Annotated in this window: 17 protein-coding genes; all 17 read right to left on the reverse strand. The window is 33.2% G+C overall.

Annotation, left to right across the window (positions count from 1 at the left end; translation table 11 throughout):
- Positions 1-288: 288 nt before the first annotated feature.
- Positions 289-1,620, reverse strand: a complete 1,332-nt coding sequence (locus LPB89_RS02895; RefSeq protein ID WP_230700178.1) for an AAA family ATPase — start codon at positions 1,618-1,620, stop codon at positions 289-291.
- A gap of 182 nt (positions 1,621-1,802) precedes the next feature.
- Positions 1,803-2,633 (reverse strand): ATP-binding cassette domain-containing protein, encoded by an 831-nt coding sequence (locus tag LPB89_RS02900; protein ID WP_230700179.1) that lies wholly within the window; start codon positions 2,631-2,633, stop codon positions 1,803-1,805.
- A gap of 2 nt (positions 2,634-2,635) precedes the next feature.
- Complete coding sequence (locus LPB89_RS02905; protein ID WP_230700180.1) at positions 2,636-3,406, reverse strand: ABC transporter permease; 771 nt, start codon at positions 3,404-3,406, stop codon at positions 2,636-2,638.
- Positions 3,407-3,452: 46 nt separating this feature from the next.
- Positions 3,453-5,267: an OmpA family protein gene (locus LPB89_RS02910; protein ID WP_230700181.1), complete on the reverse strand. Its 1,815-nt coding sequence runs from the start codon at positions 5,265-5,267 to the stop codon at positions 3,453-3,455.
- A gap of 27 nt (positions 5,268-5,294) precedes the next feature.
- Entirely contained in the window at positions 5,295-6,416 is a 1,122-nt protein-coding gene (locus LPB89_RS02915; protein WP_230700182.1) for a hypothetical protein, read from the reverse strand.
- A gap of 2 nt (positions 6,417-6,418) precedes the next feature.
- Positions 6,419-7,093, reverse strand: coding sequence for a hypothetical protein (locus LPB89_RS02920; RefSeq protein ID WP_230700183.1), 675 nt, complete (start codon positions 7,091-7,093; stop codon positions 6,419-6,421).
- Between the two features lie 475 nt (positions 7,094-7,568).
- Positions 7,569-8,429 (reverse strand): ATP synthase F1 subunit gamma, encoded by an 861-nt coding sequence (gene atpG, locus LPB89_RS02925; protein ID WP_230700184.1) that lies wholly within the window; start codon positions 8,427-8,429, stop codon positions 7,569-7,571.
- A gap of 91 nt (positions 8,430-8,520) precedes the next feature.
- A complete protein-coding gene (gene atpA, locus LPB89_RS02930; protein WP_127338104.1) occupies positions 8,521-10,098 on the reverse strand; it encodes a F0F1 ATP synthase subunit alpha in 1,578 nt (525 codons plus the stop codon).
- 38 nt (positions 10,099-10,136) lie between these two features.
- Positions 10,137-10,670, reverse strand: coding sequence for an ATP synthase F1 subunit delta (atpH, locus tag LPB89_RS02935; protein WP_230700185.1), 534 nt, complete (start codon positions 10,668-10,670; stop codon positions 10,137-10,139).
- Positions 10,671-10,674: 4 nt separating this feature from the next.
- Complete coding sequence (locus tag LPB89_RS02940; protein WP_127338102.1) at positions 10,675-11,175, reverse strand: F0F1 ATP synthase subunit B; 501 nt, start codon at positions 11,173-11,175, stop codon at positions 10,675-10,677.
- Between the two features lie 127 nt (positions 11,176-11,302).
- On the reverse strand, positions 11,303-11,494 hold the full coding sequence (gene atpE, locus LPB89_RS02945; protein ID WP_053472986.1) for an ATP synthase F0 subunit C: 192 nt from the start codon (positions 11,492-11,494) through the stop codon (positions 11,303-11,305).
- 102 nt (positions 11,495-11,596) lie between these two features.
- The gene (atpB, locus tag LPB89_RS02950) at positions 11,597-12,745 is read right to left on the reverse strand and encodes a F0F1 ATP synthase subunit A (RefSeq protein ID WP_230700186.1); all 1,149 of its coding nucleotides are present in this window, start codon (positions 12,743-12,745) and stop codon (positions 11,597-11,599) included.
- Positions 12,746-13,314: 569 nt separating this feature from the next.
- Positions 13,315-13,542, reverse strand: coding sequence for an AtpZ/AtpI family protein (locus LPB89_RS02955; protein ID WP_230700187.1), 228 nt, complete (start codon positions 13,540-13,542; stop codon positions 13,315-13,317).
- Entirely contained in the window at positions 13,523-13,918 is a 396-nt protein-coding gene (locus LPB89_RS02960) for a polymer-forming cytoskeletal protein (RefSeq protein ID WP_230700188.1), read from the reverse strand. Before LPB89_RS02960 ends, LPB89_RS02955 begins: the two co-directional genes overlap by 20 nt.
- Positions 13,919-13,922: 4 nt before the next feature.
- Positions 13,923-16,544, reverse strand: coding sequence for a tetratricopeptide repeat protein (locus tag LPB89_RS02965; RefSeq protein WP_230700189.1), 2,622 nt, complete (start codon positions 16,542-16,544; stop codon positions 13,923-13,925).
- 88 nt (positions 16,545-16,632) lie between these two features.
- Positions 16,633-17,328: an ABC transporter ATP-binding protein gene (locus tag LPB89_RS02970; RefSeq protein ID WP_230700190.1), complete on the reverse strand. Its 696-nt coding sequence runs from the start codon at positions 17,326-17,328 to the stop codon at positions 16,633-16,635.
- Between the two features lie 321 nt (positions 17,329-17,649).
- Positions 17,650-19,110 (reverse strand): DUF5687 family protein, encoded by a 1,461-nt coding sequence (locus LPB89_RS02975; protein WP_230700191.1) that lies wholly within the window; start codon positions 19,108-19,110, stop codon positions 17,650-17,652.
- Positions 19,111-19,198: the final 88 nt, after the last annotated feature.

Genomic DNA, 19,198 nt, shown 5'->3' on the forward strand with positions numbered 1-19,198 from the left:
AAGCTAGTTTGTTCCCATAAAAGACAAAGCACGAGGGATTGATTCTGCTGAAATGTAACCCTTAAAAAAACAGAGCATTGGGATTGATAAAGCTAGTTTGTTCCCATAAAAGACAAAGCGTTGCAGAGTTCTACATTCTGCCAATAAATTTTAAAATGGTATTGATTCTCGGTTTGTGATTGAATCGGGAATTACCATTTTAAAAATCTTAAAAAATCTAAAAAACTATTATAAGTAAAAAAGGGTCAACAATCGTTGACCCTTTTTTTGTTTCTTAAACTTATTAAACTAATATTTTATTTCTATCTCTTTTAATTCCGGAATATCCTCTTCTATAAGTGTTTTAAAAGTCTTGTTACTGATTTTTTTTAATTTAACAATTCGATTTGCCTGATTTTGAATGCATTTTTCAAATATGTTTCGGACAGTTCTTGCATTACCAAAACTTTCATCTTTCTTTTCCAATAGTAAATTAAAAATATCTATAAGTTTTTCTTTCGCTTCTTCAGAAACAATAAAATCTGATTTAACACAAAATGATTCAAAAATTTGAAATAATTCAGTTGAATTAAAATGATCAAAATAAAAATATCTATTAAAACGAGAACGTAATCCCGGATTTGATTCTATAAAATTTTTCATTGGTTCAGTGTATCCGGCAACCACTACAGCCAAATCTTCCCGATGATCTTCCATCCTTTTTAGTAACGTATTTACTGCTTCAGCACCATAATCATTACCAAATGCATTTTGAGTTAACGCATAAGCTTCATCAACAAATAAAACTCCGCCAAGACTTGACTGTACTGCACTATCAACTTTTGCAGCAGTCTGGCCTACGTACCCTGCTACCAAACCTTCTCTATCTGTCTCATACATCTGGCCTTTAGATAAAAAACCTAAATGTTTAAAAATTCTGCTTAAAAGTCTGGCTACAGATGTTTTTCCTGTTCCTGGCGGACCCAGAAAAACTGTATGCAAAGTTATTTCGACATTTTTTAGTCCCTGCTGAGAACGCTTTTTTTGTACTTCAAGCAAATTAATAAGTTCCGAAACATCTCTTTTTACTTCGGCTAAACCAACTAATTCGTTTAGTTCCTTAAGTACTATTTCCAGCGTATCTTCTTCAGCAATAGTGTTTGATTTTTTTTTATCGGTATTTGATTTTTTTAAATTTAAACCTAAATAATTGCTGAAAACTAGTGTGTTTTCAAACTTTTTATCAAATGCAAAATGAATGAAATTTTGATATTTCAATAAGATTTCTTCTAGTTTAATATGTTTTTTTTCAGACAATACTTCCGGTAGTAAACACTGGTTTTGCTGTGCATTTGAGGACTTTATTCTATTTTCTTCTTTTATTTTTAAAAGAAGGTTTTTAAAACCGGCTGTAGAAACCAGTTGATTCAGTTCGTTTATGGAATTTTCATTCGCAAAATGTTTGTTTCGTAAAGCATCGTAATAATAGGCCAGAACAAACTGTGCTTTTGCACTTTTTTCCTCCGGTTGTTTGTCATAAAGATCAATAATATCCGAAAGAAAAAAATGTTCTGCTTTAAACAATAAACCTTTAGAAAAAACAGGATTTACGCCTTCATTCAATTTATGAATAAAATTCATATCTTGATTTAAAGCGCTGCAAATTTGAAGAATACTTGCCGTTTCCTTTTGTAGATCACTAATAAATGAAGCCATAAAAACGGCCTCATTAGAATTTATATTTGTTTCTAGATATCTTTTTAGAGATAAAAATGAATCTTCCAGAATTGATATTGGATTGTTTTTTTTTGACATATACTAATTTAAGAAATCATCATTTGATGAATAATCTCTTTTGATAATTTTTGATGATCATCACAATAATCTTTCCAGGACAATCCCATGTCTCTTAGATCATATTTTGCCACAATTGTTCCGTAATTTTCTTTTTTTCCGTTAACGGTTGGATGCCCAATAACATAAATGGTTTGAGCCAGCTCAATCGCTAATTCTATATCATGTGTAGAAAAAATAACAGTATTATAGTCTGAAGTGTTACTCAGTAATTCAAAAGATTTTTTTACTTCTGCAATATTTCCGACATCTAATCCTGAAAAAGGCTCATCTAAAACAATAAACTGATCCGATGAAAACAATTGTTCTATAATTGCTGTTCTTTGTCTTTGTCCACCGGAAAGTTCATTAGGATATTTGTCTGCACAATTTTCTAATCCCCATTCTTTTAAGTATTCATTTATTTTAGCGTCCTTTTCACTATTAGAAAGTGTAGTTTTTCTTAACGAAAATTTTAATGCCTGTGTTACCGTTTTGTGTCTGAACAAAGTATATTTCTGATCTACAAAACCAATATCACCTTCGTTTACCGATTTGGCAGCATTGGGTTCTTTATTTTCAAAATCCCTGATTAATATTTTACCCGAATGCAACGGAATTAATGCTGTCAGTGCTTTAAAAAAAGTTGATTTTCCCCTGCCTGATCTTCCCACAAAAGCAATTACTTGTCCTGTACAATCTACTCCATCCCGAACTACGTCTTTTTCTATAAGGCTAATATCTTTTATGATAATGTTACCATCATAGGCAACACTAAGATTTTCTACATACAAAAGCGTCTCTTTATATTCGTGTTTCATGATTATATTTTTGAATATCTAAATAGTGCTTTTCTTAAATAATTTATTCCTGCATCTAAGCCTAACCCTATTAATAAAATGATGATTTGAAGTGCAATAATTCGTCCTGTATTCATAAATTTATCAGAGTTTTTTATCAAAAACCCTAATCCTCCGGAAGCAACAACAATTGATTCTACTGTAACCAGCATCATCCAGGTAATCGCAAGATTTTGTCTGATCACATCAATTACATAATCTATTCTTCCTAAAATAATAACCTGCCACAGCACTTCCCATCGCGTACATTTAAGCATTTTGGCATGATCAAATTCTTCTTCCGGAATATCTTTAATAACGGCAATCAAGGATGTCGTTAAAAATGTAGTTAAGAAAATTACTAAAATCCAAACCTGCATTGTTCGGGCTTCATGAATTACCATTGTGATGTAAAATGAAAGTCCGGTAAAAGGTAAGAATCTAAATTTTGTTATAAATTCAGAAATTGATTTTAACAATGGGATTGGCCATGCATAAGCAAAGAACAAAGAAATTATCGTGGCTAAAAAAATAGAGATAAAACATAATTTCAATGAATTGAAAATATGTACCACCAAACCTTCTCTATACAGATCGGTAAAACCAGCTAAAACCTGAGCAGGAGATGGAAAAAGATGCTTTTCACCAGCTGTTGTTGCAAACCAAATAACAATCAAAAGAACCAACCAACTTATTAAAATAAGTGTTTTGTTGAGTTTTGATATTTTTTCAAAGGGAGTTAAAATTTTTATCATATCCTGAATAAAGGCTACCTGTAAAGATAGCCTTTTGTATTTGTTTTTATTTTAAGAAAGTGATAACCACACGTCTGTTTAATGCTTTCCCTGAAGCAGAATTATTGTCTGCTATAGGATCGTTTTGACCTTTTCCGTCAATTAATTGAAAACGATTAGCAGGAATACCTTTTTGTTTTAGATAATCTACAACTGCTTGTGCTCTACTTTTTGACAAAGCTAAATTAGCATCTGGATTTCCAACATTATCAGTATGTCCAACAACAGTTAATTTTGTATTCTCAGCCTGAACTAAAAGGTTGTAAATTTTTTCTACTTCCTTACTTGATGAATTTGAAATTTCAGCACTTCCGGTATTAAAATTAATTTTCCACTCTCCGGAAGCGACAACCTCTTTTGCCTCATTACTATAATCTGCTTTATCTGCAGAAGTGGATTCGATGTCATTGATGTTTTTCAGAAAAAACAAATTCACTGCCTGATCGTAAGGAACAACCGCTCCAACATTTTCATTAAATCCAAACGGATTCAATTCCGTTAAATATCCTGAAACCTGATTATAAACAGATTTGTATCTGTTTACACCATCAGATAGACCAAAATATTGCATCGCATCAGCATAATTAAATACTTTTGAACCACCCATATTATAAGTCAATCCAGCTTTTGTTCCTTGTTGTCCTTTAAACATTTTGTACCAATAGTCAGCTGTTTCAATTTTATACGTATCAGCAACTGCCTGAGAAGCCCTTACTTTCCAATCTTCATAATTTTTCATTTGATTTGAAGCCGTCAGTGCCGATTTCAAAATATTAGAAACTATATCAGGATTTTTCACTGCCCATTCTTTCACACCTATAAGAGCTGTTGGCATTTGGTTATTGAATTCTTTTGTAGAAACAATATCAACAAAACCATTCAGTTTATCAAATACGGTTTTATCTCCGGGTGTCCAGGTCGCGCAACCATCTATTTTTCTATTAACTGATTTTCCTGTTAATTTACCGTTTACTACTTCTTTTAAAGTAACTGTCCAGCCTGTTGTTTGAGATTTGATCAATTCTTCAGCCGATTTAATGTAATCGTCATTTTCTGATGGATAAATATTTACCGCTTCCGCATCATAAGTTGTTGGATCAGGATTTACTTTTAATCCGTTTGCAAAACAATAATTTACAGTTGTAACCCAGTCACCATCTCCAAGCACGGCAGATATAACAGAACCTTTCATAGATTTTGGATCTGATTTCCAACTTGGAGGCCCGATTAATTTATCTTCACCGTAACTCATACCCACAACACCCATAACTTGTAAGTGGTACTTATCCTTTCCATATTTTTCGTCTAATGATTTTTGCACAGAACTGATATAAAATGGTGCGCCATCACCCATAATCATAACTGCAAAAATACTTTTATCTGAAGAAGGAAAATCTTCACCTTTATCAAATTCTTCAATAAATTTCATTTGCATGTTACGCAATTCCGAAAGCCAGTCCTGACGAATAATTTCAAGATTTACTCCGTTTTTTTCCATTAATGACCCCTTTGTTGTTTTTGGGCCACCATTAGAAACAATAATTCCAGACTGAGCATTCCATGCATAACCTCCAATTCTTACTAAAGGTTTATTTGAAACTTCTGATGATATTTCTGTTGACGGAAGTTCAATTTTTGCAGCATTGGTAACGTTATTAACATCTGTTTGATTCAGCTCTATTCCGTTTAGCTGCTTTGAAACTGCCGTTTTAATTCCAGGAGATAAATAGTAAACTCCCCCTAAAATTGCACCAATTCCTGCAATAACAATTATTAATTCAGAAAACGTCGTTAACTTTTCTGTTCTTAAAATTTTTCCCATTTTTATATAAAAATTAAATTTATTGTGTTAAAAAATATCCCCAAAACCACCACCGGATAATTTATCTTCCTTGGTCATTTTATAATTTGGATTTGTATATTTTGTTGAATCCGGAATGGTATTATCCCCTGTTTTAATTTCATCTGCTAATGAATCTAATCTTGAATACAGTTCATCATTATCAACAGAATATTTAGAAGTTAAGGCATCAATATCAATTAAATTTTCAGAAGTTTTAGCAATATCCTGAGCAATAGTAGACGTTACCACTTCTAAAGCGTATTCTAATTCCCAATCTTTAGTAAACAACATGGCACTTTTAGCGCTTTCTGTAGCTTCTTTAGCGTTTTTGGCAAATTCATATTCTTTTTGAAGCATCTTTACCGTAACATCAAAATCTGCAATTTTAATATCAATAGCCGTTCCCGCTAAAGTAAGTTTACGATCCATTTTTCCCAAAACGTTGGCACGAATACCATACTTTTGAATAAAACTTTTGCTTTGCTCATATTGTGTCGAAACTCTTTGGGAGTCACTCAGTTTTCTTGCTAATTCACTTTGCAGCGCTACATATTCATCAGTATCTTTTGCAGCAGCTCCATTTTGCCTAACCATTTCATCCATAGCTGATTTCAATTTTTCAGACTGACGCTGTAGACTCAAAACCTCTTCCTGAAATGATTTCGCCTCTTTTTCAGACTTGTTGGCTTCAATTTCCATTTCATTTTTAAGACCTTTTAGCTTTGCTTTTGTGTTCTTAAAAACTTCACGGTTTTTAATCATTTTTTGCTTTTGCTCCTCTAATTCATTAAAGGGATTACTCTGAATTAATGCTTTATGAAGGTTCTTTGTCGTAAAACGTAGTGCTTTCATTATTACAGGGGCCATCATAACTAAAAAAACTAAAAATACTCCTGTAGCTGATAAGGCAATCGCCTGTCCCAACATTGTAAATAATGGCGGTATAATATAAGTCCAGATTAAATAACCCCCAACTCCTAATAAACCAAGTGCCAAAGCCAGAAACAATGACCTTTCTCCTTTTTTAAGTGCACCGGATTTTAAAGCAATTTCTCCTTTAGACTCGTCAAAGTGCTTAAGTATCGGCAGTGTTAAAAGTGTACTTCTTTCTTGTTCGTATTTATCCATTATTACAAATATTGATTAATTCCTGTTATTACAGTATTGATTGAGTTTAAGATTTTTTGTTTAGCTAAATCGTTAGCATCCATTTTTAACTGAATTTCCGAAAGCTGTTCCATATTTACCGGATCAATCTTTTGAAGTTCGATTTTTTTAGCTTCTAACTCCTTTTGAAGTTCAATAATTTTGGCTTCCAGATCAGAAATGCTTTTAGATAAATTATATTTTTCTTTGGTTATAGTATTATCTAAATCTGCTTTTTTAGTTTTACCAATCGTATCATATTTTGAATATACTTTCTCGATCTCTGTAATATAGTAGCTGCCTTTTTGTAAAAGAAATTCTTTTGTTAAATCAGGCTTAATAGTTTTACCCATAGTAAAAGCCATCTGATAACTCTGCGGATTTGTTACTCCTACAGCAAGAACAGACTTATAAAGTTCGAAAAAATCAAAACCAGGCTCATTTAAAGATTCAAAACCTTTGTCATAAACTTCAAAAATCTCATTTAAAAAGGGATTTGTCAACGAATTTGTCGGAAATGATTCTGTACTTTGATTTGGAAATTTGTTACCAGAGCTTGGTGAAACGGGAGTCGATGGTTGAGTTGCAACTTTTCCTTCTGAGGTATCAGTTTCTTCATTAATAAAGAGACTCTTCCAATTAAAACTTTCTTTTGCCATTGTTTTTAGTTAATCTATTTTTAATAACTTTTCGGTTGTTAAATGTTATACGTAGAAAGTGTTAAAAAGTTACTACTTTTAAAAGTATAAATATATACTTTTTTACAATTAAAACGTAACTGATTTATAATGAGCTCCGTTTCTTGCCATTTAACTTTTACAAAATAGAACTAAATTAATTGTTGAAACAACTCAGCTACTAAATGACAAAAAAAAATTAAAATAATTTTCCTTATAATTCAATGTCCATATCTTAATTTTTTCCTGATTTCTTAACTTTTAATTTGACCTATATATTTTTAAAAAACAGATCTCAAATGTACTTAAAAAAATGTCTTTTTTAGCATTATTCGGCAATACTTGTAAGTTATTTCTTTTATTTTTAAATTAAATGTTTCTCACAATAAACATTGCTGATATAACAAAAAAAAGAGCCGACAATTACTTGTCGGCTCTTTTTTGTATGTCTTAAAAATTATCCGTTCAAAGCTTCTGCTCCACCAACAATCTCTAAGATTTCGTTAGTAATAGCTGCCTGACGTGCTTTATTGTAAGTCAATTTCAATTGGTTTCTCAATTCAGTTGCGTTGTCAGTTGCTTTATGCATTGCTGTCATACGCGCTCCGTGTTCTGAAGCAAATGAATCGCGAATTCCTTTATATAATTGTGTCTTTAATGATTTAGGAATCAAAGTCAATACAATTTCTTCTTTTGAAGGCTCAAAAATATAATCGGCTGCAGCAACCGGAACTTCGGTTTTAATTGGAGCCAATGGTAAAAACTGCTCTACCTGAACGATTTGAGTAGCAGCATTTTTAAACTGATTGTAAATCAATTCAATTCTGTCATACTCTCCGGAAAGGAATTTTTCAGTTAATTTTTCTGCAATTGAAGCTACATTATCAAAAGTCAAATGATCAAAAATTGCATTATGATGACCGTGAATTGTATGTGTTTTAGCCAGAACGTCGTTTCCTTTTTTACCTATTGGAAAAATATCAACCTGCTTTCCTGCATAAAACTGCGTACGAATTTTAGCTTCTTTAATAATATTAGTATTAAATGCTCCACATAAACCTCTGTTTGAAGTTATAGCAACAAGTAATACCTTTTTTACTTCACGTTGAGTAGTATAATCTCCACCTACTTCACCATCAAGTGTAGCAGAAAGATTTTGTAGCAACTCTGTTAATTTCTCGGCATAAGGGCGCATCGCAGTGATTGCATCTTGTGCTTTCTTAAGCTTTGCAGCAGAAACCATTTTCATAGCCGATGTAATCTGCATCGTCGATGAAACGGAAGTAATTCTATTACGGATTTCCTTTAAATTTGCCATTTGTTAATTAAAAAATGTGACAATTTGAAAATTAGATAATTAGAAAGTCCCTTAAGATATTTTCTAATTATCTAATTAACGAATTATCTAATTAGATATATTTTGCTGAAATTTCTTTTGCTGCTTTTTCAATAACATCAGTAATGTTATCATCTAACTTACCAGCTTTCAACGCATTAAGCGTATCTTTATGTTTACTGTTTAAGTAGGCTAAGAAATCAGCTTCAAATTCTTTTACTTTATTTACAGGAACGTTTCTCAATAAGTTTTTAGAACCAGCATAAATAATAGCTACCTGATTTTCTACTGTATAAGGATCGTTCAATCCTTGTTTAAGAATTTCAACGTTTCTTTTACCTTTTTCAATTACATTTAAAGTAACAGAATCTAAGTCAGAACCAAATTTAGCGAAAGCTTCCAATTCACGGAATTGAGCCTGGTCTAATTTTAAAGTTCCGGAAACTTTTTTCATTGATTTAATCTGAGCATTACCTCCAACACGAGACACAGAGATACCTACGTTAATCGCAGGACGAACTCCGGAGTTGAACAAATCTCCATCAAGGAAAATCTGACCATCTGTAATCGAAATTACGTTTGTTGGGATATAAGCAGAAACGTCACCAGCCTGAGTTTCGATAATTGGCAAAGCAGTTAATGAACCACCACCTTTTACGATAGACTTGATAGAATCTGGTAAATCGTTCATGTTTTTAGCAATTCCGTCATCGGCGATTACTTTACAGGCACGCTCTAATAAACGGGAGTGTAAGTAGAAAACGTCTCCAGGATATGCCTCACGTCCCGGTGGTCTTCTTAATAAAAGAGAAACCTCACGGTAAGCAACAGCTTGTTTAGATAAATCATCATACACAATAAGTGCAGGACGACCTGAATCTCTAAAGTATTCTCCAATTGCAGCACCTGCGAAAGGAGCATAAACTTGCATTGGAGCCGGATCAGAAGCATTAGCTGCCACAATAACGGTATACGCCATTGCACCTTTTTCTTCTAACATTTTAGCGATTCCTGCTACAGTTGAAGCTTTTTGCCCAATTGCAACATATATACAGAATACAGGTTTTCCTGCATCGTAAAATTCTTTTTGATTTAAGATGGTATCCAGACAAACTGTTGATTTACCTGTCTGACGGTCACCAATTACAAGCTCACGTTGTCCACGACCAACCGGGATCATAGCATCAACTGCTTTTACTCCTGTTTGTAATGGCTCAGTAACTGGCTGACGGAAGATAACACCAGGTGCTTTTCTTTCTAAAGGCATTTCGTATAAGTCTCCGCCAATTGGTCCTTTTCCATCAATTGGAAAACCAAGAGTGTTTACTACACGACCTACCATTTGCTCACCTACTTTAAGAGAAGCGATACGTTGTGTTCTTTTTGCTGTTGATCCTTCTTTGATTCCTGTTGATGGCCCTAAAAGTACCACACCAACATTGTCTTCTTCAAGGTTCAATACAATAGCTTCAAGTCCGTTATCAAATTCAACTAACTCACCATATTGTACATTCGATAGCCCGTAAATACGAGCAATACCATCTCCAACTTGAAGTACTGTTCCTACTTCCTCCAGCGTAGCACCAGATTCAAAACCTTCTACTTGCTTTCTTAATATTGCTGAAATTTCAGCAGGTTTGATTTCCGCCATCTTAATTTATAATTTAGACACTTTTATGTGTGATAAAACTAATTACTTAACTCTCTTTTTAATACTTGTAATCTGTTTGCAACAGAAGCATTGTATTGTTGATCCCCTATTCTTAAAATAAATCCTCCAATAATTGCCGGATCAACTATATTTTCTATTGTTATTTTCTTATCTGATAATGTTGCTACTTTTGCTAAAACTTTAGCTTCTAAAGCTGCATCCATAGGAATAGCAGTTGTAACTTTTGCTACTTCAACACCATTACTTTCGTCAAATACTCTGCTGTATTCTACTGCAATTGCATCCAGAATTTCGAATCTTTTGTTTTCGAACAATAAATGAAACAACCCTTTGGTTACTCCATTTACATCTGCAAAAACTTCTAAAAGAGCACTTTCCTTAACCTCAACCTTTGTAGTTGGGTTTTGGATAAATGCACTCAATTCTAAATTGCTTTCAATTGCTGAAGCAATTGACTTCATATCGTTGTTTACAGCTTCGGCAACCCCTTTAGAGTTTGCTAAGTCCAGAATTGCTTTTGCATAACGAATTGCTGCTCTTGTACTTGCCATAATCTTAGTTTAACTTTACGTCACCTAACATTTTCTCAACTAATTTAGTCTGAGATTCTTTGTTAGATAATTCTTCTTTCAACAATTTTTCAGCAATGCTTAATGATAAAGTTGAAACTTGTGATTTCAATTCAGCCATTGCAGCATTTTTTTCGCTTTCGATAGCCGCTTTAGCCTGTTCGATCATTTTCTGACCCTGAGCTTGTGCTTCGTTTTTAGAATCAGCGATCATTTTCTCTTTCATTTCGCGAGCTTCTTTCAACATCGCGTCACGTTCTGCACGGGCTTCGTTCAAAATTCTTAAATTGTCAGCCTGCAGGTTTTGCATCTCCTGTCTTGCACTTTCAGCAGAAAGCAATGCATCCTTAATACCTTGTTCTCTGTCATTAACTGCATCAAGAATTGGTTTCCAGGCGAATTTTTTTAACAAAAATATCAATCCAACAAATATTAATACTTGCCAAAAGAACAAACCGAACTCGAACTGATTTATTAACTTATCCATTATATATAATTATAAATTTTAAATTATGTCTTTTTAAACTGCTCTTTGAAAAGCAATTTTAATGTTTTAATTTTTAAAACAATAGTTACAACCAACCGTTGCAACTATTGTTTTTTTTGTGTTTTAATTAAGCAGCAAATAATGCAGCGAAACCAATACCTTCAATAAGTGCAGCTGCGATAAGCATAGCTGTTTGGATTTTTCCTGAAGCTTCTGGCTGACGTGCAATAGCGTCCATTGCTGAACCACCAATTCTACCAATACCTAATGCAGCTCCGATTACGATTAATCCTGCTCCTATGAAATTTAAACCGTTCATATGTATATATATTAAAAATTAAACATTCAAATTGATTTTAGATTTTGAGAGTGTAGATTTTAGATTTAAATAATCTGAAATCTAAATTCTGAAATCTAAATTTTAATGGTGAGCTTCCTCATGATGATGCTCCTCTACAGCTGAACCAAAGTAAAGCGCGGATAGCATGGTAAAAATATAAGCTTGTAAAAATGCTACTAAAATTTCAAGAATAGAAAGCACAAATGATAATCCAAAAGATAAACTGCTTCCAATCCAGCTTTTAAAGATAAACATTAATCCGATAATACTCATTAAAACTATGTGGCCTGCAAAGATATTTGCATACAAACGAATCATTAATGAAAATGGCTTGATGAAAACTCCTAACAATTCAATCGGGGCTAAAATAATTCTCATCGGTTTTGGCACACCCGGCATCCAGAAAATGTGACCCCAATAATTTTTGTTTGCTGAAAGATTTGTAATTAAGAAAGTAATCAATGCCAATGCGAATGTAATTGTTAAATTACCTGTAGCATTAATACCCAGTGGAGTTAAACCTAAGATATTTAAAAACAAAACAAAGAAGAAAATAGTCAGTAAATAACTCATGTATTTCTTATAATGTTTTTCACCAATATTTGGAATCGCAACCTCATCACGAATATAAACTACCAATGGTTCGAAGATTCTTCCAACACCAGAAGCAATTCCTCCGTTCTTAGCATATGATTTTGCTAAAGCTGAAAACAGCAAGAACATTAATAATGCAGCTGCAAAAATTGAAACTACTGTTTTTGTAATTGAAAAATCGATAGGACGAACATTTGTTGGATGTCCGGTTTTTTCATTTTCAGTAATTTCTCCGGAAGCGTCTGTTCTGTAAATTTTCCCGTCATGATGATTAATTGCATAATAACTTCCATTTGATTCAGCAACAGCGTGACCGTGGTTAAATTTTGCGGAAGAGAAAATATGCAATCCATTATCCCATAAAATTACAGGCAATGGAAATCCATAATATTTACCTGTCTCATCATCCTGAGTCAATGTAAAATCATGAGAATCTAAAACGTGGTGCCCAATAAAACCCTTAATTTTAGATTTTATATCTGTTGGCTCTGCATGATGGCCTTCTGCAGCAGCTTCGTGAGCTACTTCAGTTTGAGTATGTACAGCGTCTTTTTCGGAATTAGCAAAGCTCATTACCGGAAGACAAGCTACTAAAGCTACAAGAATAAATCTGAGTGGTTTGTTTGGAATCACCATATCTGTTAAAAATCTTATTTTTTACGTTTCTAAAATTTGGTGCAAAGGTACATTTTTTATTAATATTCAAAAGGATATGAAAAATTATTTTTTAACGTTGTTTTACAGAATCGTTATTTTAATGCTTTTCATTTAGTAATCGGATAGTTAAAAGCGTTTCAAATATCAAAAATAAAATAAATGTTATAAAAAAATTCATTTTTTCAATTGCCATGTTTTGCAGCTTGTCTATTAATATAGGTCTCAAAACAAAATACAAAAAAAACATCTGAATAAAAGTTCCTCCCATAAAAAGCATTCCGATATTATCAAAATGCGTTGTTTTAAACTTTAACAGGATCATGAATAAAACAGTTGCAAATGCAAAAAAAATCAAATACAGAAATTCTATTGTATAGTGAAAGTTTTGATCCTGAATTCCAAAAATTAAAAACACGGCTTTATGCACAATATAAGCCACTGCAGTAAGAAAGAATAAATGTAGAATGGGCCTGTGATTCTTTAAAAGCATTTCAAATAATTTTTATGCAAAGATGCAACATTTATTTAAAGCTGTTTTAAAAGATAAATTACTTTGTTTTATTGATTTCGTTCACCTGGCGAAATACATTATATAATGCTAACGCAACACCTACCATAATAAGAATCTTATTGTAATATATTTTAGGGTTTGGATGATTCTCATCTAACCAGTTTCCCAAATAGGCAAACAGGAAAATGATAACTCCCATTTGTATGGGAATGTTAATGAGTGCAATCCATTTATTCCTCGGACTTCTATTCGGCTCTTTTTCCATCTTTTACGGTAACTTCTTTAGTATTTGTTAGCATGGTACAAGTAGCTGTAAAATCGGCTCCTGGTTCAATAGATAATTTTCCAACAGCGACCTCTCCATGAATATGTGCTGTCGCTTTTATATTAAGGACTTCCAAAACTTTTATTTTCCCCTGAAAAACTCCTTCAATGTCTGCATTATTACAAACAATCTCGCCTTTTATAACACCCGATATTCCAATAACAAGCTTCCCCTGCGACGTAAAATTTCCTATCAGTTCCCCGTCTAATCTAAAATCGGCTTTTGAAACTATATCGCCAATAATTGATGTGCCTTCTACAATTCTATTGGTTTTTCCTAACAGTTCGGTTCCGTTTTTTTTGGCTTTATCAAACATTATATTATGGATTTTTAGGAGCTAAATAAGCTTCAAGATTCTTTTTAATTTGAATTATTTTATAGTTGTCACTTGAAATAATAATAGCCGGATTTGCGATTTTATACTTTTTATCATCTCTGAAAACACCTGCAAGATCATTAGCGTATGCTTCTGACTTCATACCATGAATAACTACAAATTTTTGGGTTTTATTGTATTTGTCCACCGAAGTGGTAAGTCTTTCATAATTTTCAACTAACAGAAACACCTTTAATGCTTCTTCAATTTTTTGAAGCGATTTAGCATCGTCATTCGAAATTAAATATAAAATTTTCCAGTTTTTACCATCAACTGCTGTAAAATCAAGTTTTTCTAAGCCCGGTATTTGCTTTTCTAAAGTTTCGCGCGCATTTTGGCCTTCAACGCTGTTTGGATAATTATCGGCAACTGTTTCCAAACCTTTTTTATACGCTGACAAACCATTCACTTTTCCGAGGGTATTCGCTTTCAGCAATTCAAATTTAGAAACAATCTCGTCTCCGGAATATTGATTGATCAGGTTATCGATATTATCCAGCACCACATCAAATTGTTCTTCCTGATATAGTTTATACCATTTTTTATATTCCTTTTCCGGTGATGCTAAATCTTCCCCGTTTGTATTGTTTAAAATCTGGGCGTATCTCGAATTCGGATAGGTCGTTGTAATATTTGCTTTTATGGCCTGCGCTTTTGCAGGATCTGTGATTTCATATATCTTATACAAATTATACATTGCCGGTAAAATTAATTTCTCCTCCGGATTGTTTTTTAACAATTGCTCCAGCTTGTCACTTGCTAATTTATTCTCTTTAAATTTTTCTTTATAAATGAGCCCTAACTGATAGTAGGCAAAATTTCGTTCCTTGCCAATACTGTCCATCGCAGGTTGTGTTGTCGGAAGCTGTTTTTCATAAAATGCTGTTGTATATTTTTCTATGACTATTGAATCTTTAACGGCATTTACAGAATCGTTATCCATCTCTGCGGCTTCTTTTAATAGTGCATCATCATTTGCCGCTTTTGCAGAAGCCATTCTCCAATACCCTCCTAAGGCTCTGTTCCCCCAGGTTTTCTTAAATTGCAGTTTACCGTAGGCCACTGTTGTCGGATTATAAAAATAGAATGTACTACTTGCCGTCTCGTTTCCTGATGGCGGATTAAAAGCTCCTATTCCGGGTGGGCTGACTCCGGGTTGCGATTGCGGATTTACAGCCGCTGGACCACTATCTTCTTTGGTATTGCGTTCGATATTGGCCAGTTTTTCTTTTTCCTTTTCTTCGAGAATGCGTTTGGCTTCGTCTTTTTTCTTAAGCTCGGCAATATAATTTTCGAAATAAATTTTTCTGTCAGGTGCCGGTAAACCATAAACCATTATAATACTGTCATTGCGTTTTGCAATTCCTTCGTATTTAATAACATCATTCAGGTTTTTTCTGTTTTTTTCTATAAAAGTAAACTCCCTGCTTTTCGGATCTAATTTTACCAATGTGCTGTCGTAGTATTTGGCAGCCATCGTGTAATCTGTATTTTTAAAATACATGTTTCCAATATTTCGATAAGCGGAAGCTACTAAATAGGAATCTTTAGATTTTCTTGCTAAGGATTTATTATAGAATTTAAGGGCATTTTCCTTTTCTTTCTTTTTGTCATAAAAAACACCCATTTCATAAAACAGGACATCATAATACGGTCTGTTCTCGCGGTCTGCTGTGAGTTTGTTGTAGGTTTTCAGGAATATGGTGTCATTACCGTTTTCATAATCATACAACTGGGCTTTTTTTGCGTAAGCATGCATCATATATTTACGATCTGCTTTTCGATTCATATCGATAACGCCGTCGTAATAATAAATGGCACTGTCTTTTTTTCCTTCTTCCTGATACATTTGTCCAAGAATGAAACGGTAACGGGCTTTGTCTTCGTTTATACGGCTGAATTCTTCCGCGATTTTAAGTTTGGTAACCGCACTGTCCTTTTCTTCTAAATTCAGGAAAGCTTCCGCCAGCAAAGCATTTGCATCTGAGAAAGTCTGCTTGTTTAAATCCGTGTTTTTTAATAATAGCTTGATGTTTTTAATTACAATTCCATCATTTCCCAAACGCATATTGGTTTTCTCCCGCCAGATTTTTGCGGTGTAAATATTACTGCTGTTTGGATATTTGTATAAAATATAATTGAAAGCTTCCAAAGCCGGAATAAAGCGCTGATCATAGTATCTGGCTTTCCCCAGCATCAGATAAGCCTCGTCCATTTGTGAGTTTTTCTCCCTTCCTCCAATGTTCATGGAATGTTTCTGAATGGCTTTTGTGGCTTTTGTTTCCGCCTTTTCAAAATCAGCATTTTTTGCTTTGTTGTCATCCAAAAAATTCTCCTCCACCTGCATTTTTTCAATCGGCAGCATTTTCCAGAAATTATCCTGATTATTGCCCTGAATAGATTTTAAACCCTTGTCAAGACCAATGCCTCCATTGTACAAAATGTTATATTTTGTACTTAAAGCATGTGAATTCCGCGACAAAAAAGTGTTTTTTTTGGTAGAACACGCTATCAAAAAGAAGAAAAACACCAGGAAAAAACTATATGTAAGAGTATTCTTTTTCAATAGAAAAGAGTTTAAATCATTAAACTTCTAAAAACGATTTTTAGTATAATGACTTGTAAAAATACGCTTCTTTTTGTAATATGGAAACTTATACTGCAAAAAACAATTCCAGCTCCTGTAAGGTTTCTTTTGAGGTTTGAATATCTTTTACAATTTCTCCTTTATTCAGTGCTACAATTCGGTCACAAACTTCTACAGTATGCTGTAAATCATGACTTGAAACCAAAACGGTTACGTTTGGATCTTCTGCCAGTTCTTTGATGATTTTTTTTAATCTGCTTACGGTAGTCGGGTCTAAATTAGCAAAAGGTTCGTCCAGAATAATTACTTCGGGATGACCAATAAGGGTTGCAATTATACCGACTTTCTTTTGGTTTCCTTTTGACAAATCACGCAGGTATTTTTTGTTTTTCAGGATTTCCCCATTAAAAAACTCCTCATGTCTGGCTAATAAAGCATCGACGTCCGCTTTGTTCTGATGGCGCAAATCACCAATGAAATAGAAATATTCTTCGGGAGTTAAATAACCAATCAGGAAACTTTCATCTAAAAAAGAACCGGTAAAGGATTTCCAGTTTTCATTTGTATTTACCTGAATGTCATTGCTTTTAATATGTCCTGTTGAAGGCTGGATCAGGTCTAACAATAAACTGAAAAAAGTTGTTTTCCCTGCTCCGTTATTCCCTACTAATCCGAAACTTTGTCCTTTTGGAATTTCAAGATGATCAATATTTAAGACTGTTGTTCCGTTATATTTTTTTGAAAGTTGACTTACTTGTATCATTGTAATTTTAGATTTTAGATTGTTGATTTTAGATTAAAAATCTGTTTTTTATTCTGTTTTGGTAAAATTATCTCATTATCAAATTGGCAAATTCTCTAATTTTAACTCTTTTGTTTATAAGCACTTATCGTGCTGTATTTCTCTATTTTGTATCTTTTTTTCGGTTAATGAAAAGACCTTGTTCCTTAAAATAAACCCTAATTGACTTACTTATATCATTGTAATTTTAGATTTTAGATTGTTGGATTTTAGATTAAAAATCTGTTTTTTATTCTGTTTTGGTAAAATTATCTCATTGTCAAATTGGCAAATTCTCTAATTTTAACTCTTTTGTTTATAAGCACTTATCGTGCTGTATTTCTCCATTTTGTATCTTTTTTCAATTAATGAAAAGACTTTGTTCCTTAAAATAAACCCTAAAAATCCGGCTCCGGCCACTAACAATAACCCTAGTGTTTTATCTCCCAGATAAAGTCCTAAACCGTACAATGCCACGGGTAATAATAATTTTGGTAAAGTCAGTAACATCGCATTAACGTTAAAGGCTTTTTTATCCCCAAACGCTCCCCCGGCATTACTTAAATCAATCGGTGTTTTGGTAAATGCTCCTCCTAAAAGTACCAGATGCGAATTAACTCCAATATTGTAAATCGCTCCCACAACAATAGTCAGGTATATTTCCCATCCGTAAAAAAGATAAAATGAGGCTAAAATTGTCGAAATAAAAGTGGCAATAACAACCAGCCACCATTTTGAAGTAATGTACCCGCGATACGGTATGTTCTGAGTCATCATCAATTGATAATACGAACTGTCCCAGCTTGGTACAAATTGTCCGAAAACAAACAGAAATCCACCCGAAACGAATATTCCGGCAAAAATATGCATCACTGCAGGCTGATGTGAATTTCCAAAAAAGATAAGACCATAAAACAAAAAGAGAACACTCATTAGAATAGTTGTTTTTGATCTTTTGTTTCTTTTAATCAGTTTAATGTCATTTTTAAGAAAGGTTCCCAGAGTTCCGAATTGGTTGAGCCAGGAAAGGTTTTCAGTTGTCGCGATATCTTCTTTTTTAGAAAGCCCGGCGTCTAAATATAAATTGTTTTTAAAATATTTAAAAGTAAAGGCATACAATCCAATTAAGAGTACAACAGGTATAAAAACAAGCCATTTGGTATTGTAAAGTCCCTGAAAGAAAGGCGTCGTAAAAGTAGTTATGTCAAATATCTTATAATATTGTGCTGCTCCTAAAGCCAGAATGATTGCGATAAAAACGACAAATAACTTATCGATGTTACTCAAAATGATATTTAAAAAATTGTTGATATAAACCAGTGATAAAATAGCAAGGTGCCAGACAATAATTCCTAAGATATCGTATCCTTCAATCGCCAGTACGATGGAGAAAGGGAGGAAGAAAAAAGCATGTACCCAATTGAAAAAAGACAAGGCTGTTTTTCCGAGTGAAAAATGTACGATTGTTGGTTTTTTGAAAGGGAGAACCAACAGCGGCTTTATGTTAAGTACCGGAATAGCCTGCATCAATAAGCGAATAACGAGATCGAACAGAAAATAATAAATCAGAAATTTATTGACCGTTAGTAACGGTTCAAGGTTCATTTTTTTTAGGATATAAAATGCTCCAACACCCATTCCGATAAAAATAATAGAAAAATAAATCATCAAAAACCCTATCAGAATTTTCATTGCCAGATTTGCGCCAAACGAGGCAGATCTGGTAAAGGCTTTCCATTCGAGGTACATAAATTTTTTAATCATGGTTCTTTGGTTTTCAGTTTTATAGTAAGAGATCAAATGTAAGTAAACGTTACAAAAAAATTAAAAAAAATAATTAAGTGACCGTCAA

Source organism: Flavobacterium sp. ENC, assembly GCF_020991415.1.
In the GTDB taxonomy this organism is placed as follows: Bacteria; Bacteroidota; Bacteroidia; order Flavobacteriales; family Flavobacteriaceae; genus Flavobacterium.